Source organism: Neolewinella litorea (genome assembly GCF_004803465.1).
Lineage (GTDB): Bacteria > Bacteroidota > Bacteroidia > Chitinophagales > Saprospiraceae > Neolewinella > Neolewinella litorea.
Genome location: NZ_SRSF01000002.1, coordinates 557,324 through 581,207, shown reverse-complemented (window position 1 = coordinate 581,207; position 23,884 = coordinate 557,324). Strand labels below are relative to the sequence as shown.

The window sequence follows — 23,884 nt, the reverse complement described above, 5'->3', positions numbered from 1 at the left end:
GTCGGAAGGTGGGTGGTCATAATCCTTACTACGACCAGTACCATGATCAAAATTCCCTACTCCCGCGTCGGTTTGCAGCGCAGCCAGGGCCTGCTGAACGGCAAAATCGACTACCGCTCTTTTCAGGAAGTCAGCGACCACTACAATCCGAGCGTAATCGTGCGACCTTCGCCGTCGACCGACGTGGTAAGCCCGCCACCCTCCGCGGAACCGTATTACGCCCAGCCGGTCGTGATGGTCCTGCCACCGGGTATGCAACGCGTGTGGTCGTTGGACGAATTAGATGAAGAAGGCATGCCGCGCACGGACGGATTATCCCTGCTTACCGAACAGGGCCCCGGGGCAAGCGCCGTTCGCTTCGTGGCCCTGGACCACTTTGGCGGCCCCCCGGAGCATTTCTCCCCGGAAGAATCGGTTTTGGTTGCGCATTACTGCGGGGCCGAGCAAAATGGCGGCGCCCCGCTGCCGGAAGATCCGGATGCGCATCTGCTTCTGGGCAGCAAAATCGGCGGCGTGTGCTCCACCGCCTTCCGACCCACGCGGTCCTCGGGCACCTATATGGCGGTGCGGTGGGATTGGAGAAAGCACTACGATGTGGGTACGAAGGCTTTTTACCAACTCTGGCGCCTGTTCAGCTCCGTGGAGCCCCTGGTCATGCTGGCCACCGTCTGTAACGACAGTTCCATGGTATGGGTGCCCCTCCAAGGCGAAAAGCACTGGCGGGCCGCCCACAAAGCCCTGACCGTACCGGGTGAAGAACCCGTACTGGCCTTCAACGACGTACACTACGTGGACGGGCCGGACATTCGCCTGACCACCACCCGGACCTACATTGATGGAGAACACTACCCTGGTTAGCTCACCGTCAGGCCGGCCCAATAATAGGGCAAGGTGTAGCGCGCGCCGAGGGCGCCGGAGCGGCACTTGCGCTGGGCGCGGTTCAGGGCGGTGGCCGGAGACGCGCCGGACAGCAGGGCGGCGTAGAATTCGCGCAGCAATACGGCGGTAGCCGCCGCCGGAATGTCGTAGAGGGAAGAGACCACGTCCGGTACCCCGGCCCGGTGGAAACTGCGCCGCAGACTGAAGGTGCCCTCGCGTTTGTAGGTGTAGCCCAGGGAGGAGGAACAGGCAGCGAGCACTACGAGGCGGGGTGCCAGGGGGTATTCGCCGATCTGCAGTCCGTTCAGACTGTCCGTGGGGCTCAGGTAGAGGTAGTTCTCATTCAGCGATTGCTGGTCGCCGCCCGCGTGCAGGGAGAGTTGCAACCAGTCGTAGTCGGCCGTGCGCGAGGCAAAGGGAGTCGGACTGCTGGGTGCCGGGGGCAGGAAAGTGGTACTGACGGCGGAGTGGCCGCCTAGCAGGGTGTTCAGCGGATCGAAGTAGGGCCGCAGGGCGGGGTAGGTGATCACGCCGAGGCGGGGTGTTGCGTTGAGCGGTACGCGCAGGCGGCGGTGCTGCACTTCCGTTCGCCAACTGGGCAGGTACCGGATCAGGTGGTCGTCGGCCAGATATGCGCGGGCGTCGGAGGAATCCGGGGCGGCGGGGCGCGGGAGCAATGCGGCAAACGGCAGTGACGCCAGGGCGGCGGTGGGCACGATTAACAGTTCTTCCCTGCGGCGCAGCGCTTCGGCAGCGGGCAGCAACAGGCTGCGATACAGGTCGTGGGCGAGGGAATCAAAACGGGGGGAGATGCTGCGCTGGTCACCCACCAGCTGGGCTATCAGCTGGTCGGCCTTCTCCACCGCGGAACCTGCAATCAGGTAGGACAGCGTGGTATCACGGTCTACGTAGAAGGCGTGCAGGCCCGCGGCGGATTCGGCAAACTCCAGGAGGGCCTGCTGGTCGGTCAACGCTTGCTGGACGTCGCGGAGCGAACTCACCCCGTAGCCCCGCGTCACACCGTGCAGGGCTTCCGACCTGGTGGTTTGGTTCTGGGCCAGCAGTGCCTTTTCCCGGCGCAGCAATAGCTGGTATTCCGCCAGGGTGGTCTCGGTGACGCTCAGGTCGCGGGCAAAGTTTTTCTGGATCAGGTCGATGGCGGTACGTAACTGGCGGAGGCTGTCCGCCGCGGTGAGTTCCGCGCGTGCCCCGGCGATCTGCAGGAGATCGCGGGTTAGCAGGAAGGTCTTCCCCTTTTCCATGGCCTGGAAGAGGGCGTTCAGGTGCTCCGGCGAGGGGGTGGCGCGGGCCCGGTAGGCGGCGGTGCGCAGGGCGGTGTTGATTACCCGGTCGCCCAGGGTGAGGCTCTGGTTGAGGATGCCTTCTTCCTTTTCGCTTACAAAGGCGCTTTCGTAGCGCTCCAGGGAGGTCTGTACATATGCGGCCGCCGAATCCAGGTCAGCGCTGCCGCCCCGGCTTTCGTAGCGCTGCAGGTGAATTTCGGCCAGGGCCGTGAGGTGGTAGATGCATTCCAGTTTTTCCAGGCAGGTCAGGGGCGCCGGGTCGCCGCCGCCGGAGGGGCAGCACCCCCGCTGGTGCTGGTCGGCGAGGGTAAGGGCGAAGGCTTGGTGGTAGTCCTCGTTTTGCAAGGCACCTTCGATGAGCATGTAGCGGGCCTCGTCGGCGTAGTGGTTGGAAAAGGAGGCCGGTTGTTCGAGGACGGCCCGGTAGTAGGCGGCGGCGCTGTCGGCCCGCCCGCGGGAGGCGTGCCAGTAACCGAGCAGTCGTTCGGCCGACCCGGAAGGGCGGGGCGCGGGGCCGACCATGGCGCGGAAGCTGTCGATGAGGGCCGGAAGCTGGGGGTCATTTTCCGGACTGCGGACGGATACGATGATGAGGTTCTCCACCGCCGTGGAGGCCCAGGGGGAATCCAGGTCGCGGTATCGTTCCCAGGCCTCCCGCAGCAGCGCCTCGCTTTGGTGGTACAGTGGAGGTCGCTCGTCCGCGGGTTGGCGGTCGGCGTACTGTTTCAGGGCCTGACCTTCCACCACCAGCAGTTCGGCGTAGATGGCGCTGCGGTCCTGTCCGGCGCGCTCCTGCAAGCGGCGTGCGTAACGCGTGGTCAGCTGCACCTCCAGCCAGCTCCAGGCGTGGAAAGTGGCGTAGGCCTGGCAGAGCAACTGACGCACCCGGGTATCCAGGGCCGGATCTTCGGGGAGTCGTTGCGCGGCCCGCCGCGAATAGTATTGCAGGGAATCCACGTGCTGCTGCCAGTGATAATGGAGCATGGCCAGGTACTGGTCTACCGGTACCCGCAGTTCATCCCGGACGGGCGCGGGCGTTGTCTCCAGGCGGTAATTCAGGCTTCGGGCGGTGGCCAGGGCTTCGGGCAGGCGACCGGCGGTGTAGTCAGCCGCCAGTTGCTCTACTCCGGCAGCTATTTCCGTCTCGAACGGGGACAGCGGGATACGCTCAGTCGTAGCCGAGCAGGCTACTCCCAGCAACACCGGAATGAGGAGGAGGATGAAGAATCGGAGACGCAAGCTGGGGCGGGTGGTTCCCGCCAAGATAGCTGAATGACGCAACTAATTTTCATCGGTTCATGTGAGGGGCCCGGCCCTCGGCTTGGAAGGGTCCACCCGGCAAAATTGAACCCAACTCCCACATTTTCCCGTTAGGCCGCCAAATACCGTGCTATGAAAACTATCGCTACCCCCCGGCAGGTCCTCGGCCTGTTGTTTCTTTTTCTTGCTTGTTGTTTGCCCTCCCTGCAGGCCCAAAAGGGGCAGGTGGTCACGGACGCGGGTACCGTGCAGGTCAAGACCCTAATCGACAGCCTCGACCACCCCTGGGGAATGGCTTTCCTGCCCGACGGGCGGATGCTGGTCACCGAACGCCCCGGCCGCCTGCGGATCGTGCAGCCGGATACGACGCTCTCCGAGCCGGTGGCGGGTACCCCGGAGGTGCTGAACTGGGGGCAGGGCGGATTGCTCGACGTTGTACTGGACCCGGACTTCGCCAACAACCAGTATATCTACCTCTCCTTCGCCGAGCCGGCCGGTGACTCCCTGGCTTCGTCGGCCTTCGGTCGCGGCCGCTGGGTAGACGACCGGATCGAGGATTTTGAAGTACTCTTCAGCCAGGAACCCAAACTCAAGGGCCCCAATCACTACGGCGGCCGCCTGGTGTTCGCCGACGACGGAACGCTGTTCTTTACCTTGGGCGAACGCTTTCAGTTCGACCCCGCCCAGGACCTGAGTAATCATTTGGGCACGGTAGTGCGCCTCAACGCGGATGGGAGCATTCCGGACGATAATCCCTTCGTGGACCGCGACGGTGCCCAGGCAGCCATTTACTCCTACGGTCACCGCAACATCGAGGCGGGCGCCATCGATCCGGCCACCGGTAAGCTGTGGCTGGCGGAGATGGGTCCGCTCGGCGGCGACGAGTTCAATGCCGTGGCGGCCGGCAACAACTACGGCTGGCCCGTAGTCAGCTGGGGCGATAATTACGACGGTACCGAGATCCCTGACCCAACGACCCGCCCCGAATTCGCGGACGCGGCCATCCACTGGACGCCGACTATATCGCCTTCGGGAATGGTCTTTTACTCCGGCGACCTCTTCCCCGAATGGCGGGGTTCGGCCCTCATCGGCGGACTGACGGCCAGCGGGATCGTCCGCGTGAGCGTCGACGGTGACACGGCCCAGGAAGTGGAACGCATTCCTCTGGTCGTACGCGTACGGGAAGTGGCCGAGGCACCGGACGGCTCCATCTACGTGCTTACCGATGCGGCGGCGGGTAAGTTGTTGCATCTGCGGTTGCGGGAGTAGTCGGCGGCGCGCAGGTGCCATGAAACACGCACCGGCCAAGATTTTTCAAGTCATACGACTAGAGATGTAGCGCATTTTTATCCTTTAGCGGTGTATATCGGATCTATGTCGATCTCGAACCCAAGGCCGGGATGGTGGTCGAGTCGCCGGCCAATGAACTCCGCCACCCGATCGGCCTTCCTGCCGGTTTGCACCTCCAGACCGAGTATCTCCAACTCAGCCTGGGTCATGTAGGAGAAGTGATTGTGGTGTTCGTCCAGCCCCACGCCTAGCAGGAGGACTAACGTTTCCCGGCCGATCTGAATACTCATCGTCGATGATGCCCATGCACCCCGGGTTTCGCTCCCGGTAGTCCAGGAAGTAGAGCCCTAACCGACGCGTCCAGTTGTCGATGGTCGCGTGGCAGAGCGGTCCGTAGTTCTACCCCATGAGTTGAGCGAAGTAAGCGACCGTCTTGGCCGCTCTGCTCAGGTAGGCGTTGGCATGTTCCATTTTAAAAACCGCCAGGCCGATCATCTGGGCCATATAGTGGTGACCGGGCACCGGGGTGGGATAGGTCCTGGGGCCGATAGATTGGACAGCCTACGTTTAGACCGGAACACTTTCCAAAAAGAGGTCAGGTGGTTGCTGAGTAGCCTTTTCAATACCACCCAGGCAGCATCACACCCCCTGTATCTGGTGCCCACCTCCGGGAAACCCAGTCATCATACTGGGTTCAGTCATCATTTTTTCAACTGCTCGCGCTTTTAGACTGGTTCAAGGCCTACGTGGATTCCGGAGACCGTCCGCGGATAAGACCGCTTTAACCCATGACGTCGACCACGCAAACCACAGGGCGGCGGTAGTAGGACCTGCATGTGTGCGAAGTTTTTAGCAGCATGACGGCTTAGCCATGGCTATGCGTATCAACGGGCCGTCGGGCCTGTGGCCCGGCGTATAAATCAGTGTTGTGGTGAAATGGGCAGGTGAGGACCTTGCAATGTCCCTGCCTATAGTGGCCAGGACCTGCAAGTGTCTGGTATTATCTGCAGCATGACGGCTGAAGCCATCGCTACATGTACCATCCGGGCCGTCGGGCCTGTGGCCCGGCGGAAAACAGGGTGACGGGCAGGACCTGGCAGCGTGCCCGCCCCGTAGTGGCCAGTACCTGCAACTGTCCGGTATTATCTGCAGCATGACGGCTTAAGCCATCGCTAGGCGTATTCCGGGCCGTCGGGCCTGTGGCCCGGCGAAAAACAGGGTGACGGGAAAGACCTTGCAGTGTGCCTGACCAATAGGTGCCAAGACCTGCGAGTGTGCGGTATTATCTGCAGCATGACGGCTTAAGCCATCGCTAGGCGTATTCCGGGCCGTCGGGCCTGTGGCCCGGCGAAAAACAGGGTGACGGGCAGGACCTGGCAGCGTGCCCGCCCCGTAGGTGCCAGGGCCTGCAAGTGTGCGCTATTATCTGCAGCATGACGGCTTAAGCCATCGCTAGGCGTATTCCGGGCCGTCGGGCCTGTGCGCCGGCGTATAAACCGTGCTGAGGTGAAATGAGCAGGTGGGGACCTTGCAATGTCCCTGCCTGTAGGGGCCACTAACTACAAGCGTCCGGCGTAAGCTAACCCCCATCCCAACCCTCCGGCAATTCCAGTTTAGTAGGCAGCTTCCGACGAATACGGCGGCGGGCGGGATCGTCTTCAGGGTCCAGGGGGGCGGCCGTGAAGCGGCGTGCCTCGCCGGTGAGGAGGTCAACCAGTACAAGGCGGTCCGCGCTGAGGGTATCGATCCGGTAGAGGAGGTGAAAGTCCTGGCCGCGCCGGTAGCGGTCGGGAATGCGCCGTTTGCCGAGGAAGTAGTCGACGGATAGGGTGATCTCCTGGTTGTCTTCGTCGACGCGGTACCGGCCCATAAGGTAGCGTCCGCTGCCGGCGTCGGGGCCGTAATCCTCTTGAAACGTTCCGTCGGGGGTGAGCAGCAGCCGGTTGGGGTGGCCGTCCTCGGTCCAGTGCACTGCCTGCAGGAGGGTGTCGCCGACCTGGGCGTGCAGGCCGAAGAGGGGCAAGAGGAGACAAATCAGGAGGTTACGCATCGCGGTGGGGGTCAGGAAAAAGACAAAACCGGCGGGCGTGGGGTTACCGTCTGAGCGGATCTTAACGGTTTGTTAGCCGAAATTATCCAATAAGACCGGAAAAGGACGATTGGGAATGGTCGCTCCGGCACGGCACCCGCCAAAAGCGTACCTTTGCGGCCTCAAACTTAAAGCACCTGACCATGGGCAACGAAGCCTACGACAAACTCTGGAAACTGATCGGCCTGCGCTACAAGAGCCACCCCTGGCACGGTATCGAAATCGGCAACAACGCTCCGGAGGTCGTGAGTACCTTCATCGAGGTGATCCCCTCGGATACGGTCAAGTACGAAGTGGACAAGAAGTCGGGCTACCTCATCATCGACCGCCCGCAGAAGTTCTCCAATATCGTCCCCGCCCTCTACGGCTTCATTCCCCAGACCTACTGCAAGAACCACGTGGCCGATTTCTGCATGGAAAAGACCGGCCGCGAGGGCATCCTCGGCGACGACGACCCCCTGGACATTTGTGTCCTCACCGAACGGGAAGTAACCCACGGAAACATCATCGTGAAGGCCAAGGCCATCGGCGGCTTCCGCATGCTCGACGGCGGGGAGGCCGACGATAAGATCATTGCGGTGCTCGACAACGACGAAGTATACGGCCGGTGGGACGACGTGAAAGACCTGCCCGAGTCCATCCTCAATCGCCTGCGCCACTACTTCCTCACCTACAAGCAGCTGCCGGGCGCCGCGCCCAAGTGTGAGATCACCCACACCTACGGCCGCGAGGAGGCCCAGGAAGTGATCCGCCGCAGCCAGATGGACTACGCCGAAGCCTACGGCAACCTGGAAGAGGTGATGAGCGCCACCCTGATGGAGGCTCTCAACTTCGGTCAGCGGCAACGGGGCATCCTGGACAGCCTGTAGGCCGCTCCCTTTCCCTTTTGAGTCTGAACGGCGGTGAGTATTACCGGTAAACCGGGTTGTCCTTTCCGTAATCGGGGTAGGCGACCGTAGGCTGAAGCGAACGAACTTTGCGGGACTGACTGACGCTGCATTACCGAAGCGGTACGGCACCTGCGGTAGCGCCCCCTTTTCGGTATGCGAACCAGACTACGACATGCGAAAAACCTTTGTTCCACTCCTCGGCCTGTTGCTGACCCTGACCGCCTGCGTAAGCCCACGATCCGGTACCCCCGAGGGCGGGATCGCCCTGGCCGAGCAAGGAAGTTTTACCGTCGGCGGTAGCGTGAAGACCAGTCCGGGCACCTTCGACCCCATCGCGCACGGGGCCTTCAATCCGGGCAACCAATCTACCGCCGGACAAACCCTGCACGGCGACCACGCCGCGGTATTCTACCAGGTGCCGGTACGGGCCCGGGAACTGCCGCTGGTGTTCTGGCACGGCTACGGACAGTCGATGCGGACCTGGCAGTCGACCCCCGACGGGCGCGAGGGCTTTCAGACCATCTTCCTGCGCCACCGCTTTCCGGTCTACCTGCTCGACCAGCCGCGGCGCGGACTCGCCGGGCGCAGCACGGAGCCCACGACCATCGCGGCGGCAACCGACGATCAACTGTGGTTCGGCATCTTCCGGCTCGGGGTGGGGACCGAATTCTATCCCGGCGTACAGTTCTCCCGCGACCCCGCGGCCCTGAACCAGTTCTACCGGCAAATAACACCAGATACCGGCCCGCTGAACATCGATCTGAACGTGGCGGCGGTTTCGGCCCTCTTCGATACCCTCGGAGCGGGCGTGCTGGTGACGCACTCGCACAGCGGCGGACAGGGCTGGCTGGCCGCTCTGGAGAACGACAATATTCGCGGAATCGCCGCCTACGAACCGGGCAGCAACTTCGTCTTCCCGGAAGACGAGGTGCCGGAACCCATCGATTACGCAGGTGGCACGCTGCGTGCGCGGGGCGTACCCCTGGCAACCTTCGAGCGGCTTACCCGCATTCCGATTGTCATCTACTACGGGGATTACATTCCCGACGCGCCGGTGGAGAATCCCGGGCAGGAACAGTGGCGCGCGGCTGTGGCCATGGCGCGCCAGTGGACCGAAGTAGTCAACGCCCACGGGGGCGACGTGACCCTGGTGCAACTGCCCGACCGCGGCCTGAAAGGCAACACCCACTTTCCAATGTCCGACCTCAACAACCAGGCCGTAGCCCAACTGCTGCTCGACTGGCTGGTCGAAAAGGGGCTGGACTGACCCCGCCTTTCCGTAAAAAACCAACCTGAATTATTCGATCATGCTCCATATCCTGTACCTCATCCTCCTCCTCGCTGCTGCGCCGCTGGCGGCCCAGTCTGACGCCCTCTTTCCCCGCGGTGAGAAGGCGGAGAACGTCCACCACACCGGCGACGTATGGCTCTACCACCCGAGTGATGCGGACGAGCACTTCAACTACAACCTGGCGGTAGCCACTTTCGCGCCGGGAGCGAAACTTGATTGGCACCTCCACCCGAAGGGGCAGCAACTCATCATCACCGACGGGGTGGGATATTACCAGGAAAGGAACCAGCCGGTGCGGGTGGTCCGTAAGGGAGAAACCATTAAGTGCGCCCCGGGCGTGGAACACTGGCACGCCGCCACCCCCGATGAGGGCGTTACCTATCTGGCCATCACCGGCGATGCTCCGACGGAGTGGAAGGAGGCCGTTACCGAGGAAGAATACCTGGCCGTAGGGGCCAACGCGCAATCGGCCACCGAAGCCGAGCTGCTGCAGCTGAGCCGCGACAAGTGGCAGTGGATGGCCGACCAGGACGCCGACCGGCTGGCGGAACTCTTCCACGACGACGCCATGTTCGTCCACATGGGCGGCAGCTGGGGCAAGGAGCGGGAGGTGGACATCATCCGCAGTGGCGGCATCCACTACAAGCAGGCCGATATTCACGAGGCCTCGGTGAAGGTGATTGACGACACCGCGGTGCTACTGAACCGCATCACCCTGCTCGCGGTAGTGGGCGGCAACGAGGTGACCAACCCCTTCGAGGTAACGGAAGTCTACAAGAAGATCGCCGGCAAGTGGAAGCTGGCGGCCCTGTCGTTTACGCGGCTGATGTCGCGGTAGCCGCGCCCTAGTTCACGTTCCGGTAGGCGTTAGGCGTCTGGCCGGTGACCTTCTTGAACATGCGGCTGAAGTGCTGAGGGTACTTGAAGCCGAGGTCGTAGGCCACTTCCGAGATCGACTTCCCGGGGTCGAAGAGTCGCTCCTTGGCCAGATTGACGACCTTGAGTTGGATGTGGTCCTGCGGCGATTTACCCGTTTCCCGCTTGATGAGGTCGCCGAAGTAGTTGGCCGACAGGTGCAGCCGCTCGGCGAAGTAGTTGACGGAGGGTAGCCCTTCGCTTTCCGCCTGCCCCGACCGGAAGTAGTCGTTCAACAGGCTCTCGAAGCGGGTCAGCACCCCCTGGTTGGCGGTGGTGCGGGTGATGAACTGCCGGTCGTAGAAGCGGGTGCAGTAGTTGAGCAGCAGCTCGATGTTCGTGAGCAGCAGCTGGCGGGTGTGCTGGTCGATGAGCTGGTTCAGCTCGGTGGCAATCTTGCCGAGGCAGTCTTCGATCAGCTCCCGCTCGCGGCTCGAGAGGTGGAGCGCCTCATTGGATTCGTAGGAGAAAAAAGAGTACTGGGGCATCCGCTGGGCCAGGGGGCTGCCCGGCAGGAAATCCGGGTGGAAGACCAGGGCCCGCCCCTGGGGCTGATAGTATTCGTCGCCGTTGTGGCCGATCACCTGGCTGGGGGCCAGGAAGACCAGCGTACCCTCGTCGTAGTCGTAGTTGTTGCAGCCGTAGCGCAGGTCGCCGCACTTCACCTCCTTGAGGAAGACCACGTAGAACTCGAAGCACATCCGCCGCAGTTTCCGTGGGTCGGCCCGGGAGAGGTCGATCATGGCCACCAGGGGGTGCTGCGTCTCGTGCTTGTTGAAGGCGCAGTATTGCTTTATCGTCTCGAAGATCAGAACCTCTTCCATGTCGGCTGCTTTGTTTATCCTAAGGTAGCAACTGCCGCTCCGCCGATCCAGCCCTGCTGCGGGGAAACCGTAATCGGGGTAGGCATCTCCGTAATCCGGGTAGGGTAGCGCTTCCGCCCCCGGTGGACCTTTACCCGGCAGGCCGTTAACGGCATTACTTGCCGGCGGCGCGCGGGTGCCGGGATGGCCCCACCAAAATCTGTTACGAAATTATGACCCTTAAACTTCCCCTTTACTTCCTCCTGCTTTTTGGAACCGCCGGCCTGGTCGGTCAGCTGCCGCCCGCGGAGGTCAATACGGTCTTTCCCGCCGGACAAATGATCAGCGGGGGCAACTTTACCGGTACCGCCTGGGTAGAGCGGCTGCTGGTCGTGGAGGACGAGCAGCGCCCCGTGGCCGTGGGCAACGTCACCTTCGCACCCAAGGCGCGCAGCAACTGGCACCACCATCCGGCCGGACAGTCGCTGCTGGCGCTGGACGGACTGGGCTACTACCAGGAGCGGGGCGGTCCGGTACGCCTGCTCCGCAAGGGGGAGACGGTGCAGTGCCCCCCCGGCGTAGAACACTGGCACGGGGCGGCCAATAGCCAGTGGTTCGTCCAGCTGGCCATGACCAAAGAGCACCCCGACGGACGGGTAATCTGGGGTGAACCCGTAACCGACGAAGAATACCGGCAAGGCATCGCGGTGGAACGGGTCTCCACCGACAGCCTGGCATCGACCGACGACCGCTACCGCCACATTGCCACCGTGGCTTCGCTTACTACCCTGGGCGACCTGGAGCGACTGCAAGCCGCTCTGGGCGACGCCCTCGATGCGGGACTCACCGTCAACGAATGCAAGGAAGTGCTCGTCCACCTGTACGCCTACACCGGGTTCCCGCGCAGCATACAGGGACTGCGTACCCTGATGGCCGCCGTGGAGGACCGGCAAGCGCGGGGCATACAGGACGAAATGGGTCCCGAAGCCGGCGAGGTAGATGACAGCGTATCCCGTTACGAGCGGGGCCGCGCCACCCTGGGAGAACTGATCGGGCGGCCGGTGGAAGGGCGTTCCGACTACGGCGACTTCGCCCCGGTCATCGACGTCTTCCTGAAGGAGCACCTCTTCGCCGATATCTTCGGCCGCGACGTGCTGACTTACCACGAGCGGGAGATCGCCACCATCGGTGCTCTTAGCAGCATGGAAGGCGTGGCACCCATGCTGCGCGGCCACCTGGGCATCGCCCTGAACCTGGGCTTCACCGCGGAGCAGTTATCGGCCGTACTGCAGCAGATTGAGGACACGGCCGGGGCGGACGCTGCGTCGACTGCCCGGGAGGTGCTGGCGGAGGTGGTGGAGGGGTAGCTGCCCGAACCCCGCGCCGTGCGGGTCGCTCAGATGCTCGGCCGGACCAGTTCGTATTCCCCGCCGAAGCTCCATTCCAGGGCCACGTTCCAGATCCACTTCCGTTCCGGAGCGATCTCGGTGCGCAAGCTCCGGTTAACCAGTCCGCTCAGAGCAAAGGATAGTCCGGCGCGGCTGAGGCGCCAGCCCCCCGCCAAGTAGGTGCCGTCGAGCGCATCGGTGCGCAGGTAATAGGCCTGGGGAAACAGGTCGAGAAGAAATTCATCGGGGAGGCGAATGCCGGTCACGGCGGCGTTGAGCTGCACGAAGTGGCTGCGCCGCAATCCGGCATCGAAGCCGTGGCCGAGCAGGTAGTACATTCCTACGCTTAGGCGGTCGTTGACCCGGTAGCCGGGCACCACTTCCGTAGCGACGTAGCGACGGGATTCCAGCAAATCGCGTTGGGAATGCCCGTCGTCGACGGTGATCGTCCGAAAATTCAGGGCCGGGTGGATGCCCAAGCGCAGGGAAACGCGCTCGTGCCGCAGGGCACGGTACCGGGCCCAGAACAGCATCGACCACGGTTTGCCGTCGAGGCTCATGCGCAGGTCGGGCTCGAAAGAAAAGCGGTCACCGCCCACCTTGAGATTCACGATCAGAGCGGGCGCGTCCAGGGAGAAGGAGGGGATGATGGAAATGCCGTTGTGCGTGACCGTCACGCGACCGGAAAACTCGTGGTGTATGTCGGTGGTATCGCTTTGCTGGGAAAAAAGGCTGAACGGCAGGGCGGCGAGACAAAGGAAGTAGAGATACCGCATGCGGTGGAGGGGTGATTTTTCCCCAAAGGTAGGCTCGTGCCGAAGCGGGAGGGTAACCAGGTTTACGGGTGTTTGTACCCCGATTACGGAATTGCGTAGGGGTGCCTGTCGACGCTACATCCCGGGTAAACTCCTGCTATCTTTCGGGCATTCCTTATTTTAGGTGAATGCCGTCGGTGCCCCCGCTACCGGTTGGTTTCGCCATCACCCTGGGGAGTTTACGGAGCCCCATTCCCTTACCCCTTACTGACCCTGCCATGAAAATCATCCTGCTGCCCCTCTTCTTCCTGGCCCTGGTGCGCACGGACGGCTGCGACAAATCGAAAGCCGAACCGGCCCCGGCCGTCACCGACTGCGGCACCGAGATCCAGGTGCGCAACCCCCTTCCCCGCCTCACCTCCGATAATTTCAGCGTTGTGTCCGCCGAAGCCGAAGGCAGCTGCCTCACGGTCACCATCTCCGCCACGGGCTGCAGTGCCCAGGCCTGGCAACTCCGCTTGTGGACCGACGGCACGGTGCGGGAAAGCTATCCTACACAAACTGCGGCCCTGCTAATCTTCGACGACGGGGTGGGGGAGAATGAAATGACCTGTCAGGCCATCATCGAGGCCACCTACCAATTTGACCTCAGTCCCTACCTGGACGACCAAAACCTGCCCACTACCTTCGAACTTACCGGTACCGGCACCACCGTGGACATCGAGTAAAGTGAAGGGAACCGGGGCCGGTATGATGCGTTCGGATAGCAAAACCCAAGCACTATGAAACTCAACAAAAGCGCCGAATCCAAGGCTAAGGAACTCATCAAGGCCAACCAGTACGTCAAGGACAGCGATTGGAGCGAGGCCCAACCCACGACTGAGGACGAGAACGGATACCTAGAGCGCCACAGCTGGAAGGAGTACGGCGAGTGGCACCTCGGACTGCACGAAGACGCTGGCAAGGACACGAAGAGTCATTACGGTTTTCCCTACGGCGATTTCCGCCGTGTGCACCATTCCGGACTCATTGCCATTAAGCAGCGGGCCGCCCAACAGAATTATTCGGAAGTTGAGAAGGCCGCTGATCGATTGTTGAAGCTAATGGGCTAAAAGTCAAAACATTAAAAATGTAATCCCGTTGCGTTGGCAGCGACTCCGTCGCGGTTATTTTCCTCATCATATTCCCCGATCATGACCCTACTGCGACCCTGCCTCTGGCTTTGCTTTATCGCCACCCTGTTCACCGCCTGTACCCCCGAATCCGAATCCCTCGAACCCGCTGGTCAGGCGGTGGAATTCCGAAAGGCCTTCCCCGAGGTTATCGCCCTGCCCGATGGCTTTCAGCCGGAAGGTATCGTGGCTGGCACCGGCAACACCTTCTACGTGGGTTCTTTGGCCGACGGCTCAATATACCGGGGAGACTTCCGCACCGGCACCGGGGAGGTTATCTACACGCCCGAATCGGGCATATCGGTCGGGCTTGCCTTCGACCCCCGCACCCAGTACCTCTACGTTTCCGGTAACGGGACTGGCGGTGCCTTCGTGCTCGATACGCGCAGCCGGCAGGTAGTGGCCACCTTCGACTTCGGCGGCGGGTTCGTCAACGACGTGATCGTTACCCGCGACGCGGTCTACTTCACGGATTCCTTTACCCCCAACCTTTACGTGGCCGAGCTGAGTCCCTCGGACCAGCCCACGGGCGCCACGGCGACCCTGCCACTCTCCGGCGATTTTCAATTCCAGCCCAATGCATTCAACGCCAACGGCATCGAGGCCACGCCGAACGGGGATGCCCTCATCGTCGTGAACAGTTCCTTCGGCGAACTCTACCTGGTGGACCCCGCGACGGGCGTTGCCGAGACCATCGACCTGGATGGCGGATCGGTCATTGCCGGCGACGGTATCCTGCTGGTGGGTAAAACCCTCTACGTGGTACAGAACGCCTTCAACCAGATCGCGGAGATCCAACTGAGCCCCAATTACCGTTCGGGACGCATCACCGACGTCATCACCGATCCAGATTTTCGGGTACCTACCACCGTGACCCGCAAGGGCAGCACACTCTACGCCGTGAACGCCCGCTTCGGTACGCCTCCCGGTCCGGACGTCGATTATGAGGTCGTTTCCGTGTCGCGTTAACGCTATTGTAGGTAAGGAGCGGACAACCACGCGGTTTATTTCGTGTTTAGGCTTAAAGGGATGCACTAATCCGCATCCCGATTGTTTCATTGCACCTGCGCGCCGCGACCAGCCCCGGTGGTGCAGCAGGGCAAGCCCAGCTTATTTTAACCTTATGAATATGCACCTCAGTCCCGCCCAGCGCGAGGAATTTACTTACCTGAATGAACGCCTTTCCCGGTTTGCCGGGCTGGATCCCGCCCGGGTGGAGGACGCCTACGCCGACCCCGAACTAATCGAGCGCTTTATCCGGGACGCCGGTGAGGAACTCACCGACGCCCAAAAGCAGGCGGTGCGCAATTTCGTCGGGTATAAAAAAGGGCATTTCTACCTGGTCAAGCAATACAAGAAGTACGCCGTACTCCTGCAGCAAAATACCCTCTACGGAGTAGTGGGCGTGGACCAGGCCCCGGCCGAAATGGTCGACAAGGGGCTGCCCGTGTATATGGAAGCGGCCCTTCTTCCCTTCAACGACACGATCGTGATGACTTCCTCGACCGTCTGTGAAGACGGCAGCAACGGCAGTGTCTCCCGCTCGGATATCGAATACGAATTTAAACAGATCAAAGACGTGCGCGGCATAACCGAAACCCTTGACCCCCAGACCCTGGAAGAGCAGAATTCACCCGCCGCCCAGGCCGCCGAGCAGGAGTTGCGGCAGTACCTTCGCAACGCCGCCACCCGCGACAAGCACGCCGGCGACATCAAGAAGATCCTGGACCAGTACCCCGAGTTGCACGACGTCTACATGCAGATGTACTCCAAGATCAGCGCCCGGTCCATTAAGAAGGACCTGAAGGCCTGCGGCGTGCGTGAGCGTCATTTTGCCGTGTACCACAATTCCGTCGTGGCCGTGGCTCCCACCCGCGGTGAGCTGCTCGAACAACTCAGTGATCTGAGCTTCGACGGCATGATGGGACAGTGCGCGCTGTTCCGGTTGTAGGAGCGGCAGACCCGCTTTTTACCGCAAATATTGCGGCCGGCAGGCCCTATATTTAGTACGGGGCGTGCATTAGGCATGGCCCCGTCCCCGCAATGCACACCAATGCAACAGCCCTTGTCCTTGACGGTGTAAATGACGATGCCCAGCGCGTCGCCTCACTCCTGCAGGCATTGGGTTTTGAAATTCTGGTCGTCACTCCCAGTGGAACCGAAGCGGTAGCGCACTGCCGCCACGTCACCCCCGATCTGCTCGTGGTGGGCAATGACCTTCATGGCCTCATCGGCCCCGAGGTGGTCCTCCGCATGATCGAAGAATTTGCGCGTATCCCCGTGGTTCGCCTCGCCGATCTTACTGCCCCGAAAGAATCTTCCCTGCCCCGGAAGAGCTCCCGGGCCGATCTCGCCCAGTGTATTGCGCACGCATTCGGGGTCGTCTCCTGGCACGCCGCTTCCGGGCCGCCCCAGGACTACATCCTCGACGACCGCATACTCCTGCGCCATAATGAGCGCATGATCCGGGTAGCTATCGATGATATTCTCTACGTGTCCGACCAGTGCAACTACTCCAGCCTGGAACTCGCCGACGGCAGTTACTTCATTTCCATTCCCATCCAGCTGGTCGAGCACCGGCTCGCGCCCCACGGCTTTCTGCGTGTACACCGGGACTATCTGGTGAATTACCGGCACGTTCGGGAGGTCCACGACGACTTGTGGGTGCTTGAGCGGGTAAAGATGCCGGTAGGGCGGGCCTATCGCCGCAGCGTCAGCCGCCGGATCAGGCAGCTTATCTAGGCGCTTCTCCGGTGCCGATGCTTCAGCAACTGTTGCGATTTCGTAATCCCGGAGCACCGGAGCTTGCAGGGAGGATCCTGATTCTTGTTGGGCTACCGCTCCGCCGTCCCCACCGGCTGCTTATTCGCAAATGGTTAATAATTAAAACTCAACCTTTTACTTCGAATTGATCTGAACGAAGCGTGGAACCATATCTTTTTGCGACGCTGCGTCGAGGCCCGGCACCCGCCCCGCCGCCGCCCGGGGGCTGATTACATGGCCAAACAGCATTCCGCTGACAAACCGGGCAATAGGGAAGGAGGATGGGTTCGTTACCTTTGACGATCAGCGGTTTATCCCGCTGACCTGCTTTCTCTCGTGAATTTGCCTAATTTCTACTACCATGCTTTTTTTCTACAGGTGCCTGGTCGGAGCGCTGCTCCTGCCTATAGGGCTCCACGCTCAGAAAGGGGTGCCTATCCCCTTTGACGAACGGGGTACCTGCTTCCTGCCCCCCGTGTACAGCGAGCACACGTACTCGCGCCCGTACACCTTCCGGGAAGGGATACGACCGAAGGCCCTTACCTACGCCATCAATTACCTGACGACCGGCGATACCCTACAGGGGCGGCTCTGTTCTCCCTGGCCGGACTCGGCCAGGAACGCCTTCGAATATGCGGCGGCCATCTGGTCGGACGTGCTGCAGAACGACCAGCCGATCAACGTAGATGCCTGCTACTCACTCGATATGCCCGCAGGCACCCTGGGCTCTACCTCGCCCAGCCTGCGGGCCATAGGCCCTATCCACGGGCGCGATGCGGTGATCTACCCCCAGACGATGGCCGAGCAAATCGTAAATGGGCAGTTTGAGGGTGCGGACATGAACGTTTTCATCAACGGAAATTTCGCCCCGAACTTTTACTTCGGTACCGATGCCTTGCCCCCCAGTGGCAAAATCGACTTCGTCACGCTCACCCTGCACGAAATGGGCCACGGCCTCGGCTTTCTCGGTACCGCCCGAATCGACGACGGGTCGCCTGCTACCGGGATGGAATGTGACGGTGTGGCGGGCAACGGTTGCCTGGGCTACTACTTCTCCGCCGGCGCTAACCCGGCCACCTATCACCCCTCGATCTACGACATCTTTGTCGACCTGGGTACCGACACGTCGGCCCTGACCGCCCTTCTTCCCAATCCCGGGGCGGGGGTGGCGGCCGCCCTGCAGGGGGACAGTGCCGGGCTCTTCTACGACGAGACCAACCTTTCGACCTACCAAAGCGGATCCGGACGGTACCAGCTTTACGCCCCGGCTACCTTCCGGCGGGGCAGTTCATTCAGCCACTTCGCCGACCCCAGCGAGGTGATGTACTACGCCCTTTCCTACGGCAATGCGAACCACGACGTGGGTACGGCCGCGACGGTACTGAACCACATGGGCTGGCCGGAGGCGGCGGCCGGACTGCCGGTGGAATGGCTGGCTTTTTCCGGAGCCGTGGCCGATCGGGGTATTCAACTGGACTGGGCCACGGCGGCCGAGAGCGACAACGCGGGCTTCGGGGTGGAGGTAAGCCGCAACGGCGGTCCGTTCATCCCTATCGGCCGGGTTGCCGGTCGGGGAACGACGCGCAGTCCCTCCGATTACCGCTTCCTGGACCTTCTGCCGGCAGCGGGCGACAATCACTACCGCCTGCGGCAGACCGATTTCGACGGCCGGGAAACCCTCAGTGAGGTGATCAGCGTACCGTTCGCGGTTGTAGCTAACCAAGTAAGCGAGGTGTACCCCAATCCGGTTCGCGCCCGGCGGGCGTCCATCGACTACCTCAGTGAAACTTCCCGCCCGGTAAGGGTAAGCGTGCTGGATGCAGCCGGCCGGACGTTGCATAGCCGGAATCACCCCCTGCAAGCCGGAGCGAACCGTCTGGACCTGAACCTTGCGGGGCTTGCCGCGGGCGTGTATTTTCTACGGTTGGAGGATGGCCGACAGCCGGTACACCGGCGGGTCGTAGTGGAATAGGTCAGCGAGAGCAAACGCGATATTTAACGGGCCGGTCCTACAATGAGCCGACTGGTCCGCGATCCGCTACCGGGCTGGCTGAGGCGCAGCAGGTAAGTGCCCGCAGGCAGGCGATCCGCGAGCTGTACCTGGAGGTAGTCGCCCGGAATGACGCGGTAGTTACGGGTGGCCAGGCGGCGGCCGGTGGCATCGAGTACTTCCACCAGCAGGGGCTCGGCGGCGTTCAGGGCTTGCACTTCTACGCCGACCGTGCCGCCGGTGCTGGGGTTGGGGTGGATGGCGAAGGCCAGGGGCTCGTGGTCATCCCCGCGGTTCACCTCCACCAGATCGGAGTAGGTGAAGGAACCGTCCAGGTCTATCGCCTTTAGTCGGTACAGGGCACTGCCGGACAGGGGGGCGGGGTCGATGAGTTGGTAATGTAGCACGGTAGCCCGTTTGGCGTTCCCGGCGGCGGCTGCCCGGCCTACGGGCGAGAAGGTCCTTCCGTCGGCGGTGCGCTCGACTAGAAAATGGCTGGCACCGGACTCGTCAATCGTGGACCAGGCGAGCTCGACCCCGTCACCGTGAGTTTCTGCCTTGAAGTGGAGCAGGGTCAGGGGAAGTTGAGCCTGACCTTCGTAACCACTGGCGGTGGCACCGCTACCGAAGCCACCGACGAACTGGGCGCGGGCGGGGGTGGAAGCCGCCAGCAAAACAAGAAGGGAAAGGTAAAGGAAGCGCATAGGGAGCGTCTATTTGGCAGGGGTAAGGAGTGGTGGCGGTATTACAGTCCGCGTACGCCGCGAAACTGCAGCCAGTAGGGGCGGAAGTTTTCGCTAGACAGCGCATTGGTCATGTGAGCCCGGTCGGCGACCTGGAGGTCGTCAACGATACTGTTTCCGTGACCGCCTTTGATGCCGATGCCGTTGTAGGTCTGGGGCCAGGTGGGTACGTCAGCGTAGCCCGTTTCGGGCAGGAAGCCGTTGCCGTGCTGGTTCGTGAAGGCCCGGCCATCGGCGTGGGTAATGCTGATCACCCCCTCGGCCTGGTTGCCGGAGAGTTCCATATTGCCGTAGTAGCCGGCACCACTCCAGACGCGGGTGGTGCCCAGGTCAAGACTACCGGAGAATATTCCGGAGCGCAGGGGACCCAGGCCAAACCGCGTGTTTGGAGTCGTCATGTCGTAGGCGGCGTAACCTTCGTTCGCATTGAGTTTGTTGAGGTTAGTCAGGATTTCGTTAGGCGCATTGGGTAGGGAGGGGAGGAATTTCCACCGAGCCACCTGATCGGTGCCCCAGGCAAATTCCGCATCGACGGGGAAAACGGGTCCGCGGCACAGTTTCTCGAATTCCATTTCCGTCATGGGGCGCAGCCCCGACCAATCCAGGTACGCCAGCATGTCGCGGACGGAGACGTAGCCCACCGGCACGTGGGGAGCGGTGGTGACGGCATCTTCACCCGTGAGGGGGTCGTACGAAACACAGTTGCGTGCCTGGTCGCCGTCGGTATTTTTGCCCGTGGCGTCGGTAATGTCGTGTACGGCTTTCTGCGCGGGCGTCAGGGTGTTGAAGAAGTCAACGTACTGCTGCTGCGAAAGCTCATACTTCATGGCGTAGAAGGCACGAAAACCCTTGGGGAAAGCTGCCGGTATGGGGCCGGCCACATCCGCACCGTTACCGTAGACGTCGTCGTAGTACAGGCTGTGGGAAGCATTTGCCACCGGGATCGCATCGGACGAGGTGACGGGGTATGGATCCTTTTTGTTGGGGTGGCCACCTTCGTACAGCTTGTTGATCTCCTGGCCCTTGAAGGTGCTGCCCAGGTAAAAGGACCCCCCGGGAACGTAGACCATCTCCACGCCGAAGATTCGGAAGTCCATGATCTCGATCAGGTCGATTCCGTTGGCCGTCAGGCTCCACCGCAATTGTACCTGGGAATAGGTGGCGGGGCCGGTCATTGGGGCAGCGGCGTAAACCATTGCGCCGGTCCCTTCCATAACCTCTATAGCGGCCCCGTTTGGGGTTTGTCCGACATTCGATAGGATGAGGTGTTGCCATTCGCCGTCCGGTGCCGGGCGGTACTTGGCGAAGACCCAAGCGGCATCCCAATTGGCGGGAGCGGAGGTGGTACGCCACGCATTCTCCCAGGAAAGGTCAAAGGTGAGTAGGGCGTAGTCGGGATTACCGACCTCGTATTCCACCCTGAGGTTTTCAATGAGGATGTTGTTGCCCATCAGGGCACTGCACGAAATTAGCATGCAGAAAATGAAGTAATACTTTACCATAGTAAAGATCCAGGCACCTCACTTCAGCGGATATCGCACGGTCGACCCTGCTACGCAGGCAGTAGAAATGGAAAGTCAGGTCGATCTTGCCGCGATCCTGTGTACTGCCTAGCCAGCAGGAACAGCGATCGGATACCCTGGCGAAGCCAGGCTAATTCATGAGGAAATGTGTTTTATCGATCGCCAGGGCAATAGCCGGGAGATCTGTGTCTGGTTTCAAAGCAATTACATCTCGAAAACTATACTTAAAACGGGAGGGCAGTGCCTGAATTGCGCGGTAACGTTTTCGTTAACGCAAAAATTTCGTGCACCGGTTAATATTTATTTACCGGCGGCAAGTAGGCGGTAAGCGGTAGTACTTTGGTGGAATGTGGGATGGTCTTCAGAAGTTTCCGGGAGCAAAATGAGTGTCCGAGGATGTGGTAAACAGAAAAAGGGAAAGTGTCGCCACTTTCCCTTTCCTCTATACCGCAGCAATAGTTGCGGACACCACAATAGTGGCAGTTATCTGGACTGACCTACGATCAGTCGGCTGGTGTGCGAGCCGGTAGAAGCCTGGCTCAGGCGCAGGAAGTACGTGCCGGCGGGTAGCCGGTCTTTCAGTTCCAGCTGCAGGTAATCGCCGGGATTGCCCTGCATCCGGCGGCTCACCAACTGGCGGCCGGCCAGGTCGAGTACCTCGACGAAAAGGGTTTCTTCGGCAGAGAGCGCTTCGAGACCTACGCCGATGGTCGAACCGGTGCTGGGGTTTGGGCGAATGGCGAAGGCGAGGGCCTGATCGTTTTCTTCCCGGTTAACTTCGACGAGTTCGGAGTATGTAAAGGAACCGTCGAGGTCAACCGACTTGAGGCGGTAAAGCGAACTGCCCATAAGCGGCGCGGCATCGGTCAGGTGGTAGCTCCGGGTCAACCCCTGGGGCGACATACCCGCGGCGGAGACGCGGCCAACCGGCGAGAAGGTGTTGCCATCGGCGGTGCGCTCGACAACAAAGTGCGAGGTGCCGATCTCGTGAATAGTAGACCACTGCAGCGCCACCTGGTCGTTCTTGAGTTCAGCATCAAAGTTGAGCAGGGTAAGGGGCAGCTGGGCCTGACCACCGAAGCCGGTGGCGGTGGCACCGCTGCCAAACCCGCCGACAAACTGGGCCCAGGAAGGGGTGGCTATGCAGAGGGCGACGAGCAGGAAGAAGGAACGTAGGGTTGCCATGGGCTTATTGATTTCTTGTGACATGATGGATGGAGTTGTCGGTGAATTATAAGCCGCGCACACCGCGGAACTGCATGTAAAAGTTGCGGGAGTGTTGGTCGTATTCGGTCAGGGTCATGTAGCTGCGGTCGGCTACCCGGAGGTAGTCCTCGTCGCTGTTGCTGCGCCCGCCGCGGGCGCCGATGCCGTGCTCGGTTTGGGGCCAGGTGGGTACGTCGGCGTATCCACTTTCGGGCAGGAAGCCGTTGCCGTGGCGGTTCGTGAACGAGCGGCCATCGGCGTGGGTCACGCTCACTACGCCTTCCCACTGGTTGCCCGAGAGCTCCATGTTGCCGTAGTAGCCGGCACCGCTCCAGACGCGGGTGCTGCCGAGTCCCAGACTGGCGGAGAAGATGCCGGAGCGGAGGGGACCGAAGCCGGACCGCGTAGCCTTCGTAGTCTTCTCGTAGGCGGCGTAGCCGTCGGTGGGCTTGAGCTTGTTCAGGTTGATCAGGATCTCTCCGGAGCCGTTTACGTTGGCGGGTTCAAACTTCCACTTGGCGATCTTGGCGGTGCCCCAGGCGTATTCTTCCTTGACGGGCAGTTCGGGTCCGCGGCACAGTTTTTCGAATTCCATTTCCGACATCGGCCGCAGTCCCGACCAGTCGAAGTAGGCCATCATATCGGCGATGGATACAAAGCCGACGGGTACGTGGGGCGCACTCGTAGTGGCGTCGCCCCCGATGCGGTGATCGTAGGAGATGCAGTTGCGGCTGTGGTCTTCGTCGGTACCTTTTCCGGTGGCGTCAGTGATGTCGTGCACCGCTTTCTGAGCCGGGGTAAGGGTGTTGAAGAAGTCGACGTATTGCTTCTGCGACAGCTCATACTTCATGGCGTAGAAGGCACCGAATCCTTTGGGGAAATCGGCCGGGATGGGACCGGCAAAGTCCGCCCCGTCACCGTCCTTGTCTTCGTAGTACAGTTCACCGTCGTTGGTGCCGACGGCGATCTCGTCAGCGGAGGCCACCAAGTATGGGGGACGCTTTTTCTTGTCACCGGCGGCGTAAAACTTGTTCGTTTCTTTTCCTTTCTCCGTACTGCCGAGCCAGTAGGCACCTTCGGGTACGTAAACCATTTCAATGCCGAATACTCGGAATTCCAGTTCGTCGATGTAGTCTACACCGTTGGCCGCCAGGTTCCAGCGCAGCTGGGTCTGCCGGTAATGGGCGTGGGTAGCCTGGTCCGCAGCGGCGTAGACCATGGCGCCGGTGCCGTCCATCACTTCCACGACGGCGCCGGTTGGAGCCGGGGCCCCCGCGGTGAGCAGGATGTGTTGCCACTCGCCGTTCGGACCTACACGGTATTTGGCGAATACCCAAGCCGCATCCCAGTTGGCGGGTGCCGCGCTGGTGCGCCAGGAGTTTTCCCACGAAAGGTCGAAGGTCAGCAAGCCATAACCGGGATTGCCGGTCTCGTAGTCGACCCGCAGGTCGGTGATCTGAATGTTGTTGCCCAAAAGAACAGTACAACCCAGAGAAGCTAAAAAAATGAGGTAAAGTCTTACCATTTTCGGGATTTATAGGACCGCGCCACCTATACTGCATCGGGCTGCCGGAACACTGAGGGTCGGGGTTCATCTCCGCATCAAACGGGGATGGACAAGGG

General features: G+C 61.4%; 21 protein-coding genes and 1 pseudogene. 13 read left to right on the top strand and 9 right to left on the bottom strand.

From position 1 onward, the window contains the following. Window positions 1-42 precede the first annotated feature (42 nt). Window positions 43-858, top strand: a complete 816-nt coding sequence (locus tag E4021_RS08140) for a hypothetical protein (RefSeq protein WP_136458193.1) — start codon at window positions 43-45, stop codon at window positions 856-858. On the opposite strand, the gene E4021_RS08135 is transcribed toward E4021_RS08140, so the two are convergent. Further along, entirely contained in the window at window positions 855-3,422 is a 2,568-nt protein-coding gene (locus tag E4021_RS08135; protein ID WP_136458191.1) for a CHAT domain-containing protein, read from the bottom strand. The genes E4021_RS08140 and E4021_RS08135 overlap by 4 nt on opposite strands. 153 nt (window positions 3,423-3,575) lie before the next feature. Here E4021_RS08135 and E4021_RS08130 point away from each other — a divergent pair, with 153 nt between their 5' ends. Continuing rightward, on the top strand, window positions 3,576-4,712 hold the full coding sequence (locus E4021_RS08130) for a PQQ-dependent sugar dehydrogenase (RefSeq protein WP_136458189.1): 1,137 nt from the start codon (window positions 3,576-3,578) through the stop codon (window positions 4,710-4,712). 77 nt (window positions 4,713-4,789) lie between these two features. Here E4021_RS08130 and E4021_RS08125 read toward each other — a convergent pair whose 3' ends face one another. Together E4021_RS08125 and E4021_RS08120 are read right to left on the bottom strand one after the other, a co-directional pair. Continuing rightward, on the bottom strand, window positions 4,790-5,023 hold the full coding sequence (locus tag E4021_RS08125) for a hypothetical protein (RefSeq protein ID WP_136458187.1): 234 nt from the start codon (window positions 5,021-5,023) through the stop codon (window positions 4,790-4,792). 1,289 nt (window positions 5,024-6,312) lie between these two features. Next, window positions 6,313-6,783, bottom strand: a complete 471-nt coding sequence (locus E4021_RS08120) for a hypothetical protein (RefSeq protein WP_136458185.1) — start codon at window positions 6,781-6,783, stop codon at window positions 6,313-6,315. Between the two features lie 182 nt (window positions 6,784-6,965). Here E4021_RS08120 and E4021_RS08115 point away from each other — a divergent pair, with 182 nt between their 5' ends. The 4 genes and pseudogenes from E4021_RS08115 (at window position 6,966) to E4021_RS18565 (ending at window position 9,841) form a co-directional block, all read left to right on the top strand. Continuing rightward, window positions 6,966-7,691 carry an inorganic pyrophosphatase gene (locus E4021_RS08115; RefSeq protein WP_136458183.1) on the top strand — a complete coding sequence of 242 codons (726 nt, stop codon included), beginning with the start codon at window positions 6,966-6,968 and terminating at the stop codon, window positions 7,689-7,691. Window positions 7,692-7,884: 193 nt separating this feature from the next. After that, entirely contained in the window at window positions 7,885-8,979 is a 1,095-nt protein-coding gene (locus E4021_RS08110; RefSeq protein ID WP_136458181.1) for an alpha/beta hydrolase, read from the top strand. Between the two features lie 40 nt (window positions 8,980-9,019). Further along, window positions 9,020-9,382, top strand: a pseudogene (locus tag E4021_RS18570) (cupin domain-containing protein); the annotation flags it as partial. Between the two features lie 63 nt (window positions 9,383-9,445). Continuing rightward, the gene (locus E4021_RS18565) at window positions 9,446-9,841 is read left to right on the top strand and encodes a nuclear transport factor 2 family protein (protein ID WP_406603359.1); all 396 of its coding nucleotides are present in this window, start codon (window positions 9,446-9,448) and stop codon (window positions 9,839-9,841) included. 7 nt (window positions 9,842-9,848) lie between these two features. Here E4021_RS18565 and E4021_RS08100 read toward each other — a convergent pair whose 3' ends face one another. Further along, complete coding sequence (locus tag E4021_RS08100; RefSeq protein WP_136458178.1) at window positions 9,849-10,742, bottom strand: helix-turn-helix domain-containing protein; 894 nt, start codon at window positions 10,740-10,742, stop codon at window positions 9,849-9,851. 212 nt (window positions 10,743-10,954) lie between these two features. Here E4021_RS08100 and E4021_RS08095 point away from each other — a divergent pair, with 212 nt between their 5' ends. Next, window positions 10,955-12,088, top strand: a complete 1,134-nt coding sequence (locus E4021_RS08095) for a cupin domain-containing carboxymuconolactone decarboxylase family protein (protein WP_136458176.1) — start codon at window positions 10,955-10,957, stop codon at window positions 12,086-12,088. Window positions 12,089-12,117: 29 nt separating this feature from the next. On the opposite strand, the gene E4021_RS08090 is transcribed toward E4021_RS08095, so the two are convergent. Next, the gene (locus E4021_RS08090) at window positions 12,118-12,885 is read right to left on the bottom strand and encodes a hypothetical protein (protein ID WP_136458174.1); all 768 of its coding nucleotides are present in this window, start codon (window positions 12,883-12,885) and stop codon (window positions 12,118-12,120) included. 257 nt (window positions 12,886-13,142) lie between these two features. Between E4021_RS08090 and E4021_RS08085 the strand changes: the two genes are divergently transcribed. The 6 genes from E4021_RS08085 (at window position 13,143) to E4021_RS08060 (ending at window position 18,771) form a co-directional block, all read left to right on the top strand. After that, the gene (locus E4021_RS08085) at window positions 13,143-13,592 is read left to right on the top strand and encodes a hypothetical protein (protein WP_136458172.1); all 450 of its coding nucleotides are present in this window, start codon (window positions 13,143-13,145) and stop codon (window positions 13,590-13,592) included. Window positions 13,593-13,646: 54 nt separating this feature from the next. After that, window positions 13,647-13,976: a hypothetical protein gene (locus E4021_RS08080; RefSeq protein ID WP_136458170.1), complete on the top strand. Its 330-nt coding sequence runs from the start codon at window positions 13,647-13,649 to the stop codon at window positions 13,974-13,976. Between the two features lie 81 nt (window positions 13,977-14,057). After that, window positions 14,058-15,005 (top strand): SMP-30/gluconolactonase/LRE family protein, encoded by a 948-nt coding sequence (locus tag E4021_RS08075; protein ID WP_136458168.1) that lies wholly within the window; start codon window positions 14,058-14,060, stop codon window positions 15,003-15,005. A 160-nt stretch (window positions 15,006-15,165) separates the two neighbouring features. Then, the gene (locus E4021_RS08070; protein WP_136458166.1) at window positions 15,166-15,987 is read left to right on the top strand and encodes a hypothetical protein; all 822 of its coding nucleotides are present in this window, start codon (window positions 15,166-15,168) and stop codon (window positions 15,985-15,987) included. A gap of 92 nt (window positions 15,988-16,079) precedes the next feature. Next, on the top strand, window positions 16,080-16,778 hold the full coding sequence (locus E4021_RS08065; RefSeq protein ID WP_136458164.1) for a LytR/AlgR family response regulator transcription factor: 699 nt from the start codon (window positions 16,080-16,082) through the stop codon (window positions 16,776-16,778). A gap of 382 nt (window positions 16,779-17,160) precedes the next feature. Next, on the top strand, window positions 17,161-18,771 hold the full coding sequence (locus E4021_RS08060) for a T9SS type A sorting domain-containing protein (protein WP_136458162.1): 1,611 nt from the start codon (window positions 17,161-17,163) through the stop codon (window positions 18,769-18,771). 23 nt (window positions 18,772-18,794) lie between these two features. On the opposite strand, the gene E4021_RS08055 is transcribed toward E4021_RS08060, so the two are convergent. From E4021_RS08055 to E4021_RS08040, 4 genes are all read right to left on the bottom strand, one after another. Next, window positions 18,795-19,493: a T9SS type A sorting domain-containing protein gene (locus E4021_RS08055; RefSeq protein ID WP_136458160.1), complete on the bottom strand. Its 699-nt coding sequence runs from the start codon at window positions 19,491-19,493 to the stop codon at window positions 18,795-18,797. A 41-nt stretch (window positions 19,494-19,534) separates the two neighbouring features. Further along, entirely contained in the window at window positions 19,535-21,007 is a 1,473-nt protein-coding gene (locus E4021_RS08050) for an SUMF1/EgtB/PvdO family nonheme iron enzyme (protein ID WP_168797523.1), read from the bottom strand. A 531-nt stretch (window positions 21,008-21,538) separates the two neighbouring features. Further along, window positions 21,539-22,240: a T9SS type A sorting domain-containing protein gene (locus E4021_RS08045; RefSeq protein WP_168797522.1), complete on the bottom strand. Its 702-nt coding sequence runs from the start codon at window positions 22,238-22,240 to the stop codon at window positions 21,539-21,541. 46 nt (window positions 22,241-22,286) lie between these two features. Continuing rightward, window positions 22,287-23,786, bottom strand: a complete 1,500-nt coding sequence (locus E4021_RS08040) for an SUMF1/EgtB/PvdO family nonheme iron enzyme (RefSeq protein ID WP_136458154.1) — start codon at window positions 23,784-23,786, stop codon at window positions 22,287-22,289. Window positions 23,787-23,884 lie beyond the last annotated feature (98 nt).

What these genes read in the sequence shown, in the direction of transcription:
- E4021_RS08125 (WP_136458187.1), bottom strand. Translation starts at nt 5,023, where the DNA reads ATGAGTATTCAGATCGGCCGGGAAACGTTAGTCCTCCTGCTAGGCGTG.
- E4021_RS08095 (WP_136458176.1), top strand. Translation starts at nt 10,955, where the DNA reads ATGACCCTTAAACTTCCCCTTTACTTCCTCCTGCTTTTTGGAACCGCC.
- E4021_RS08040 (WP_136458154.1), bottom strand. Translation starts at nt 23,786, where the DNA reads ATGGTAAGACTTTACCTCATTTTTTTAGCTTCTCTGGGTTGTACTGTT.
- E4021_RS08100 (WP_136458178.1), bottom strand. Translation starts at nt 10,742, where the DNA reads ATGGAAGAGGTTCTGATCTTCGAGACGATAAAGCAATACTGCGCCTTC.
- E4021_RS08115 (WP_136458183.1), top strand. Translation starts at nt 6,966, where the DNA reads ATGGGCAACGAAGCCTACGACAAACTCTGGAAACTGATCGGCCTGCGC.
- E4021_RS08120 (WP_136458185.1), bottom strand. Translation starts at nt 6,783, where the DNA reads ATGCGTAACCTCCTGATTTGTCTCCTCTTGCCCCTCTTCGGCCTGCAC.
- E4021_RS08110 (WP_136458181.1), top strand. Translation starts at nt 7,885, where the DNA reads ATGCGAAAAACCTTTGTTCCACTCCTCGGCCTGTTGCTGACCCTGACC.
- E4021_RS08075 (WP_136458168.1), top strand. Translation starts at nt 14,058, where the DNA reads ATGACCCTACTGCGACCCTGCCTCTGGCTTTGCTTTATCGCCACCCTG.
- E4021_RS08140 (WP_136458193.1), top strand. Translation starts at nt 43, where the DNA reads ATGATCAAAATTCCCTACTCCCGCGTCGGTTTGCAGCGCAGCCAGGGC.
- E4021_RS08065 (WP_136458164.1), top strand. Translation starts at nt 16,080, where the DNA reads ATGCACACCAATGCAACAGCCCTTGTCCTTGACGGTGTAAATGACGAT.
- E4021_RS08070 (WP_136458166.1), top strand. Translation starts at nt 15,166, where the DNA reads ATGCACCTCAGTCCCGCCCAGCGCGAGGAATTTACTTACCTGAATGAA.
- E4021_RS08060 (WP_136458162.1), top strand. Translation starts at nt 17,161, where the DNA reads ATGCTTTTTTTCTACAGGTGCCTGGTCGGAGCGCTGCTCCTGCCTATA.
- E4021_RS08080 (WP_136458170.1), top strand. Translation starts at nt 13,647, where the DNA reads ATGAAACTCAACAAAAGCGCCGAATCCAAGGCTAAGGAACTCATCAAG.
- E4021_RS08130 (WP_136458189.1), top strand. Translation starts at nt 3,576, where the DNA reads ATGAAAACTATCGCTACCCCCCGGCAGGTCCTCGGCCTGTTGTTTCTT.
- E4021_RS08050 (WP_168797523.1), bottom strand. Translation starts at nt 21,007, where the DNA reads ATGCTAATTTCGTGCAGTGCCCTGATGGGCAACAACATCCTCATTGAA.
- E4021_RS08045 (WP_168797522.1), bottom strand. Translation starts at nt 22,240, where the DNA reads ATGGCAACCCTACGTTCCTTCTTCCTGCTCGTCGCCCTCTGCATAGCC.
- E4021_RS08055 (WP_136458160.1), bottom strand. Translation starts at nt 19,493, where the DNA reads ATGCGCTTCCTTTACCTTTCCCTTCTTGTTTTGCTGGCGGCTTCCACC.
- E4021_RS08090 (WP_136458174.1), bottom strand. Translation starts at nt 12,885, where the DNA reads ATGCGGTATCTCTACTTCCTTTGTCTCGCCGCCCTGCCGTTCAGCCTT.
- E4021_RS08085 (WP_136458172.1), top strand. Translation starts at nt 13,143, where the DNA reads ATGAAAATCATCCTGCTGCCCCTCTTCTTCCTGGCCCTGGTGCGCACG.